Source organism: Allobosea sp. P1_B10 (assembly GCF_056406735.1).
Genome location: NZ_JBFTZP010000004.1, coordinates 468,487 through 476,486 on the forward strand (window position 1 = coordinate 468,487; position 8,000 = coordinate 476,486).

At 66.9% G+C, this 8,000-nt stretch carries 7 protein-coding genes; 4 read left to right on the forward strand and 3 right to left on the reverse strand.

Translation table 11 applies throughout. From position 1 onward, the window contains the following. The first annotated feature begins 201 nt into the window (after positions 1-201). Positions 202-2,043 carry a dihydroxy-acid dehydratase gene (gene ilvD / locus AC1D2L_RS12870; RefSeq protein ID WP_476846254.1) on the forward strand — a complete coding sequence of 614 codons (1,842 nt, stop codon included), beginning with the start codon at positions 202-204 and terminating at the stop codon, positions 2,041-2,043. 14 nt (positions 2,044-2,057) lie between these two features. On the opposite strand, the gene AC1D2L_RS12875 is transcribed toward ilvD, so the two are convergent. From AC1D2L_RS12875 to glpK, 3 genes are all read right to left on the reverse strand, one after another. Then, complete coding sequence (locus AC1D2L_RS12875; RefSeq protein WP_476846255.1) at positions 2,058-3,584, reverse strand: methyl-accepting chemotaxis protein; 1,527 nt, start codon at positions 3,582-3,584, stop codon at positions 2,058-2,060. Then, the gene (locus AC1D2L_RS12880; RefSeq protein ID WP_476846256.1) at positions 3,581-3,805 is read right to left on the reverse strand and encodes a hypothetical protein; all 225 of its coding nucleotides are present in this window, start codon (positions 3,803-3,805) and stop codon (positions 3,581-3,583) included. The genes AC1D2L_RS12875 and AC1D2L_RS12880 overlap by 4 nt, the downstream gene beginning before the upstream one ends. 205 nt (positions 3,806-4,010) lie before the next feature. Next, positions 4,011-5,513, reverse strand: coding sequence for a glycerol kinase GlpK (gene glpK, locus AC1D2L_RS12885; RefSeq protein WP_476846257.1), 1,503 nt, complete (start codon positions 5,511-5,513; stop codon positions 4,011-4,013). Between the two features lie 277 nt (positions 5,514-5,790). Between glpK and AC1D2L_RS12890 the strand changes: the two genes are divergently transcribed. The 3 genes from AC1D2L_RS12890 to AC1D2L_RS12900 form a co-directional block, all read left to right on the forward strand. Continuing rightward, positions 5,791-6,867: a Ppx/GppA phosphatase family protein gene (locus AC1D2L_RS12890; RefSeq protein WP_476846280.1), complete on the forward strand. Its 1,077-nt coding sequence runs from the start codon at positions 5,791-5,793 to the stop codon at positions 6,865-6,867. A gap of 164 nt (positions 6,868-7,031) precedes the next feature. Next, on the forward strand, positions 7,032-7,751 hold the full coding sequence (locus AC1D2L_RS12895; RefSeq protein WP_476846281.1) for an RlmE family RNA methyltransferase: 720 nt from the start codon (positions 7,032-7,034) through the stop codon (positions 7,749-7,751). 99 nt (positions 7,752-7,850) lie between these two features. Beyond that, a partial coding sequence (locus AC1D2L_RS12900) for a helix-turn-helix domain-containing protein (RefSeq protein WP_476846282.1) occupies positions 7,851-8,000 on the forward strand: 150 nt, incomplete at its 3' end.

The window sequence follows — 8,000 nt, forward strand, 5'->3', positions numbered from 1 at the left end:
GGTCTGCAATGACGGGTCCTGTAATCACGGATCCGCAATGTCGGGGCTGCATGGTCGGGTTGTGAATGCCGCTTCGGCGTCGATCAGATTTGATCGGTTCCAATACCGTCTGCTAGACGGGTCCTAACGAGGTGCGTACCCGGGAGTTCTCCCTCCCGTGCAACTCGCCCCCCGACGCCCAGCAAAGACGGAAACGCCGACATGCCCGCCTATCGCTCCAGGACCACCACCCATGGCCGCAACATGGCCGGCGCGCGCGGGCTTTGGCGCGCCACCGGCATGAAGGATTCCGATTTCGGCAAGCCGATCATCGCGGTGGTGAACTCCTTCACCCAGTTCGTCCCCGGCCACGTCCACCTGAAGGACCTCGGCCAGCTCGTCGCTCGCGAGATCGAGAAGGCCGGCGGCGTCGCCAAGGAATTCAACACCATCGCGGTCGATGACGGCATCGCCATGGGCCATGACGGCATGCTCTACAGCCTGCCCTCGCGCGAAATCATCGCCGACAGCGTCGAATACATGGTCAACGCGCATTGCGCCGACGCGATGGTCTGCATCTCGAACTGCGACAAGATCACGCCCGGCATGCTGATGGCGTCGCTTCGCCTCAACATCCCGACCGTCTTCGTCTCCGGCGGCCCGATGGAAGCCGGCAAGTACATCGCCGAGGGCGTGCTCAAGAAGGTCGACCTCGTCGACGCCATGGTCGCCGCCGCCGACAGCTCGCTCTCGGACGCCGAGGTCGATGTGATCGAGCGCTCGGCCTGCCCGACCTGCGGCTCCTGCTCGGGCATGTTCACTGCCAACTCGATGAACTGCCTGACCGAGGCTCTGGGCCTCGCCCTGCCGGGCAACGGCTCGGTGCTCGCCACCCATGCCGACCGCAAGCGCCTCTTCGTCGAGGCCGGCCACCTGATCGTCGACATCGCCAAGCGCTACTACGAGCAGGACGATGCCTCGGTGCTGCCGCGCAACGTCGCGAGCTTCAAGGCGTTCGAGAACGCGATGACGCTCGACATTGCCATGGGCGGCTCGACCAACACCGTGCTGCATCTGCTGGCGGCGGCCCATGAGGCCGAGATCCCCTTCACAATGGCCGATATCGACCGCCTCTCGCGCGGCGTGCCGGTGGTCTGCAAGGTCGCGCCCTCGGTCGCCAACGTCCACATGGAGGACGTCCATCGCGCCGGCGGCATCATGGCCATTCTCGGCGAGCTCGACCGCGCCGGGCTGATCCACACCGATCTGCCGACCGTGCACGCCCCGACCATGGCCGACGCGCTCGACCGTTGGGACATCGTCCGCAGCAAGAGCGAGGCCGTGCACTCGTTCTACAGCGCCGCTCCCGGCGGCGTGCCGACCCAGGTCGCCTTCAGCCAGGATCGCCGCTACGAGGAACTCGACCTCGACCGCGAGAAGGGCGTCGTCCGCAACCTCGCGAACGCCCATTCCAGGGATGGTGGCCTCGCGGTGCTCTACGGCAACATCGCGCTCGACGGCTGCATCGTGAAGACAGCCGGCGTCGACGCCTCGATCCTTAAGTTCTCCGGCCCCGCCGTGATCTTCGAGAGCCAGGACGCCGCCGTCGACGGCATCCTGAACAACAAGGTCAAAGCCGGCGAGATCGTGCTGATCCGCTATGAAGGCCCGCGTGGCGGCCCCGGCATGCAGGAAATGCTCTATCCGACGAGCTACCTGAAGTCGAAGGGCCTGGGCAAGGTCTGCGCGCTCGTCACCGATGGCCGCTTCTCGGGCGGCTCCTCGGGTCTGTCGATCGGCCACGTCTCGCCGGAAGCGGCCGAGGGCGGCGCGATCGGCCTCGTCGAGACCGGCGACATCATCGCCATCGACATCCCCAATCGCGGCATCTCGCTGCAGGTCTCGGACGAGGAACTCGCCCGTCGCCGCGCCGCCATGGACGCCAAGGGCAAGGATGGCTGGAAGCCGGCCGCGCCGCGCAAGCGCAAGGTCACCACGGCACTGCGCGCCTATGCCGCCCACACCAGCAGCGCAGCCAAGGGCGCGGTGCGCATCGTCGACTGAGTGGCGTTTCCGGGTCAGACCGCGCTGCGGTAGCCCGGGACACGCTCCAGATCGGAAGCCGCGGCCAGCATGTCGTGCTGGCCGCTCTCGGCGAGATCGGCCGAGAAGCTCTCGACGTCATGACGGATCGCCGCCATCTGCTCGGCGATCTCCAGTGCTGCGGCACGCAGGAACACTGCGCCCTGTGCCGTCTCGTCGGCGACGACATCGATCGCCGAGATCGCAGTCGTGACCTGGCTGACATTGACAGCTGCATGGCCGACGCTGTCGGCGAGGTCGGCTGCGGCGCGGATACGCTCATCCACCGCATGCGAGATGTTGCTGGCGGCGTCGTTGAGGTTGTCGATCGCGCTGGCGACGGAGGTCAGCGCCACAGCCGAGCGGCCGCTCGACTTGCGGATGCTCTCGACCATGGACGCGATCGTGCCGACGGCGCGCGTGGTCTGGCCCGACAGGCTCTTGACCTCGCTGGCGACGATGGCGAAGCCGCGGCCATGCTCGCCGGCACGGGCCGCCTCGATGGTCGCATTCAGCGCCAGCAGGTTGGTCTGGGCCGCGATATTGGCGATGATCGCGGTGACGTCGCCGATCTGTTGCGAAACCGCCTTCAGTTCGTCGATCGCCAGCGTCGTCTCCTCGGCGTCGGCGACGGCCTGCGCGCCCATTGCCGCCGAGCGCGCCGCGTGAGTTCCGATCTCCGAGATCGTATCGAGGAAATTCTGGCCAAGCGCTGCGACCTGCCCGACCTTGCGATGCGCAGCCTCGGCGGCCGAGGTCGCGGCGTAGGTCTCGCCTGTCGTCTTCTGTGCCGCGGCCGACAGGCTCTCAGCCGTGTCCTTCAGGGTCGCCGAGGCATTGCCCAACCGCTGGAGCCGCTGCGCGATCTCGCTCTTGAAGGTCTCCAGTGAGGTTCCGAGATGGTCGGCGAGGCTCTTGGTCGCATCGAGCCTGGCCTCGAGGATCGTCCCGGCCGCCTGGAGTTTTGCGACGGATTCCTGCGCCAGCATGTCGGCGCGGTCGGCCTCGTCGAAGCTGAGCCGGATCATGTGGCTGATCATGACCAGCATCGCGGTCTCGATGATGACGACGATCGCATGGACAGACACCCGCGCCAGATTGGCGCCGCCAGGATAGAGCGCGTCAGGCAGCAGGCCGTTGAAGGCGAGGTGATGGATCGCGATCGCGGCCGCCGCGCCGATCAGCAGCCTGACATCGCAGAACCCCGCCAGCATCGCCAGCACCGCGAACAGATAGAAGTGCATCTCGACCTGCCAGGGATGGCCGGCGAAGAGGTAGACCAGCAGGATCGCCTGGCTGACGAGCGCGATAGAGAGGGCGACCGCGACGACGGCGACGGGTCGGCCGAGCAGGCGCAGCGTCAGCGGGACGGCTGCGATCGCGCCGGCAGCGACTGTTATCGCGGCGCTGTTGCCGGCGCCGAGCAGCCTTCCGAGGATCAGCAGAAGCGGCACATGCGCGATGACCAGAAGCAGCAGGGCATTGGCCACAGCCTGCCGCAAGCGGTTGAAGCGAGCGTTCACGAGACCACCTTCGCCGATGCCTTGAGACAGCCGCCAAAGCCGTTGGCGGCCAGTGACAGGAGTGCGCCATCGTGCTGCCGGCGAGACGTTTTACCCGAGTAACGCGGCGCCACGATGACAATAAAAGGAAAGCGTCCAAGGCCGACGAGATCATCACCCGAGGCCGCCGCCTTGACCAAAGCTTCGGAAGAAGAAGTCCAGGGCGGATAGATCAACGCCAATTGTTCTTGGCTATCCTGAGGCGTGACCGAAATTATCGACACAACCACTGCGCATGCCGCAATAAATACAGAATTTATAGCGACATCTTTTTGCGTCGCTTGAGAGACGTGGGATCGGCTGGAGCACATATAGCGTTGGGTAATCGCGACCGGTAAACGAAGGCTTTCATCTCCGGTCGCGCGGGCCGAAAATCGCCGCTCGTCCTCAGTTTCGCGAGAGCGTTCGCCTCACGCCGTCGCGCCACCCCGCGATCTTGCGCTCGCGCTCGCTGGCGGCCATTGCCGGCACGAAACGGTGTTCCAGCCGCCATTGATCGGCAAATCGATCCGGCTCAGGCAGCAAACCGGCGTCGAGGCCAGCGAGATAGGCCGCGCCAAGGGCGGTCGTCTCCAGCACGGATGGCCGGTCCACCGGCAGGCCGAGAATGTCGGCGAGGCGCTGCATCGTCCAATCCGACGCGACCATGCCGCCATCGACACGCAGGATGGCGCCGCTGTCGCCGAGCGCCGGCCAGTCGGCCTGCATCGCCTGGATCAGATCGAGCGTCTGGTAGCAGACGCTCTCGAGTGCGGCGCGGGCGAACTCGCGCGGCCCGGTATTGCGCGTCAGGCCGAACATGGCGCCGCGAGCCTGCGCATCCCAATGCGGCGCACCGAGCCCCACGAAGGCCGGCACGAGATAGACGTCCTGCGCGGGATCGGCCGCCTCCGCCAGCGGCCCGGTCACGGAGGCGGACTCGATCAGCCCGAGCCCGTCGCGCAGCCATTGCACGGCCGCGCCCGCGATGAAGATCGAGCCCTCCAGCGCATAGGTCCGCACGCCGCCGAACTGATAGGCGATGGTGCCCAGCAGCCGGTTGCGCGAGGCGACCAGCGTCGAGCCGGTGTTCAGCAGCGCAAAGCAGCCGGTCCCATAGGTGGATTTCACCATCCCCGGCGAGAAGCAGGCCTGCCCGATCGTCGCCGCCTGCTGGTCTCCGGCGATCCCGCGCACGGGGATGGCCTCGCCAAACAGGGCCGGCACCGTCTGGCCGAACAGCCCGGCACTGTCCCGCACCTCCGGCAGTAGCGAGGCAGGGACCTTGAGCAGCGCCAGCAGACCCTCGTCCCAGACGCCGCGCCTGATATCGAACAGCATGGTACGCGCCGCGTTGGTGGCGTCCGTGGCGTGGACTGCCCCGCCGGTCAGCCGCCAGAGCAGGAACGAATCGACTGTTCCGAAGGCGAGTTCGCCGGCTTCCGCGCGACGACGTGCGCCGGGCACGTTATCGAGGAGCCATGCGATCTTCGTGCCGGAAAAATAGGGGTCGATGCGCAGGCCGGTGCGTTCAGTGACCTCTGCCTCATGCCCCGCCTGGACCAGTTCCGCGCAGAGCGCCGCGGTGCGCCGGTCCTGCCAGACGATGGCGCGATGGATCGCCTTACCGGTCCGCCGGTCCCAGACCAGCGTCGTCTCGCGCTGGTTGGTGATCCCGATCGCCGCGATGTCGGACGCACCGAGCCCTGCCCTCGCGATCGCCTCCCGGCAGGTCTGGAGCACGCTGTCCCAGATATCCTCCGGCTCGTGCTCGACCCAGCCCGAGGCTGGGAAGTGCTGTTGGAACTCGCGTTGGGCACTGGCGACCGCTCGCAATGCGGAGTCGAACACGATCGCGCGGGAGGAGGTCGTGCCCTGGTCGATGGCGAGTATGTGGCGTGCGGTGGCCATGCGATGCGGTGTCCTCACCTCTCGGCCGGCTTGTCCGCGGCCTCTACAAGGAGAGTTGCCGCAACCCGCGGCACCCGGCAAGCGCACTCGCGCCATGTACAGACAGAAGGTTCTGCTTGGCACCGCCATAGCGCTGTTGTTACGCTTGGGCGGAAAGAGGCAGCTGGACGCAATGTCCGGCTCCCGCCCGTGGCGCCGAGCGCCAGCGGACGGTCAGGGGATAAGAGCGGTGGCGGTCGAGGACCGGCAGGACCAGGACGTCGCGATCGCGGCGCCTGTGCGGGAAGATGGTGTCGAATCGCGTGCGATCGGCACTTCGATCTTCCGCGCCGATACGGCCTCGCCCCCCTATTACTCAAGCCAGCGCCAGCCGCCCCCGACCTATGCCGCTCTGGACCTTGGCACGAATAACTGTCGCCTGCTGATCGCCCGCCCTGCGCAGCATGGTTTTCGCGTCGTCGACGCGTTCTCGCGGATCGTCCGGCTGGGCGAAGGCTTGGCGGCGAGCGGCCGCCTGGCCGAGCCCGCCATGGAGCGCGCGATCGAGGCGCTGAAGATCTGCCGCAGCAAGATGTCCAACCGCGGCGTCACCCGTGCACGCCTCGTCACGACAGAAGCCTGCCGGGCCGCGACCAACGGGCTCGATTTCGTCCGGCGCGTCGCAGCGGATGCCGATCTCGAACTGGAGATCGTCGACCAGCGCACAGAGGCCTCGCTCGCAGTCTCCGGCTGCGCGGCACTCGCCGATCCCGCGGCCGACGGCGTCATCGTCTTCGATATCGGCGGCGGCTCGACCGAGATCGTCTGGATGGGCGGGCGCAACGAAGCGCGCGACCCTGCCGCCCGCATCCGCGAATGGGCATCCCTGCCCGTCGGCGTGGTGACGGTGGCGGAACGCTATGGCGGCGTCGATGTCGGGCGCGAACTGTTCGAGCGCATGGTCGAGGATTGCTCGCAGGCGCTGGCGCCCTTCGCCAGGAAGGCCGCGGCCGCACGCAGCGCCAAGGGATTTCACCTGCTCGGCACCTCGGGCACAGTGACCACAGTGGCCGGCGTCCATCTCGGGCTTGCCCGCTATGACCGCCGCGTCGTCGACGGACTCTGGATGCGCCAGGAGGATATCCTGACGGTCATCGACCAATTGATCGAAATGGACTATGCCGCTCGCGCAGCCAATGCCTGCATCGGCCGCGAGCGCGCCGATCTCGTGCTGGCGGGCTGCGCCATCTTCGAAGCGATCCGCCGGGCGTTCCCCAGCGATCGCGTGCGTATCGCCGATCGCGGCCTGCGCGAGGGCATCCTGCTCCGGATGATGCACGAGGACCGCGCCTGGTGGCGGCGCCGGCAGGCGTAACGCCAGGCCGTCTAGGCATCGGGCATGACATATCGGCGAAAAGCCAAGGGAATTCAGACGTGAGCGTCGGCAAATCGGGCGGCAAATCCGGGACCTCGGGCAAGTCCGCCTCTACGGGCAAATCCGCATCCTCGGGCAAGGCCAAGGTCGCCGGCGCCCGCGACATGCGGGTCAAGGTCAAGAAGGCGGGAAAGCTCAAGCATTCCTCGCAGCTCTGGCTCGAGCGCCAGCTCAACGACCCCTATGTGAAGCGGGCCCGCGAACTCGGCCACCGCTCGCGCGCCGCCTTCAAGATCGAGGAGATGGACGACCGCTACAAGTTCCTGAAGACGGGGCAGCGGCTGGTCGATCTCGGTTGCGCACCCGGCGGCTGGTGCCAGATCGCGGCCAAGCGCATCGGGCTCGAGCAGGGCAAGGGCCGCATCGTCGGCATCGACCTCCTGGCCGTCGACCCCATCCCCGGCGTCGACCTGATCGAGATGGACTTCATGTCCGAGGAGGCCCCTGCCCTGTTGACCGAGCGCCTCGGCGGCCTCGCCCATGGCGTGATGTCGGACATGGCGGCCAACACCACCGGCCACAAGAAGACCGACCACCTCAAGATCATCGGGCTGGCTGAGGCGGCGCTCGAATTTGCCGAAGGCATTTTGGCTCCCGGCGGCTTTTTCCTGGCAAAGCTGTTCCAGGGCGGCGAGAGCGAGGCGCTGCTGAAGCAGCTCAAGCGCGATTTCACGATGGTCCGCAACGTCAAGCCGGCGGCGAGCCGCTCGGATTCCTCGGAGCTCTACGTGCTGGCGACGGGTTTCCGGCGCAAGCCCGAGGAGGTCACTGAGGACAAAGTCGCACGTGACGAATCGGCGGTCGGCGACACGCCCGACGCCTGAGGCGCCCGCTAGAGCGCGCTGAGTTTTATCGGAATCGGGATTCGCAAATCAGCTTGATCGTGGTTCAAGATGTCTGCCGGGAGAAGGCGGCCGGCAGAGATGACGCGACCTTACTCTGAAGATCTCCGCGAGCGGGCTCTGGCGCGGTTCGATGCCGGTGAGAGCATCCGCTCGATCGGCGTGGCGCTGAAGATCAGCCCGYCCTGCGTCTCGAAGTGGCGCAAGCTGAAGGCGCAGACGGGGTCGCTC

Coding starts and splice junctions, on each gene's coding strand:
- ilvD (WP_476846254.1), top strand. CDS start 202: ATGCCCGCCTATCGCTCCAGGACCACCACCCATGGCCGCAACATGGCC.
- glpK (WP_476846257.1), bottom strand. CDS start 5,513: ATGGCCACCGCACGCCACATACTCGCCATCGACCAGGGCACGACCTCC.
- AC1D2L_RS12895 (WP_476846281.1), top strand. CDS start 7,032: ATGCGGGTCAAGGTCAAGAAGGCGGGAAAGCTCAAGCATTCCTCGCAG.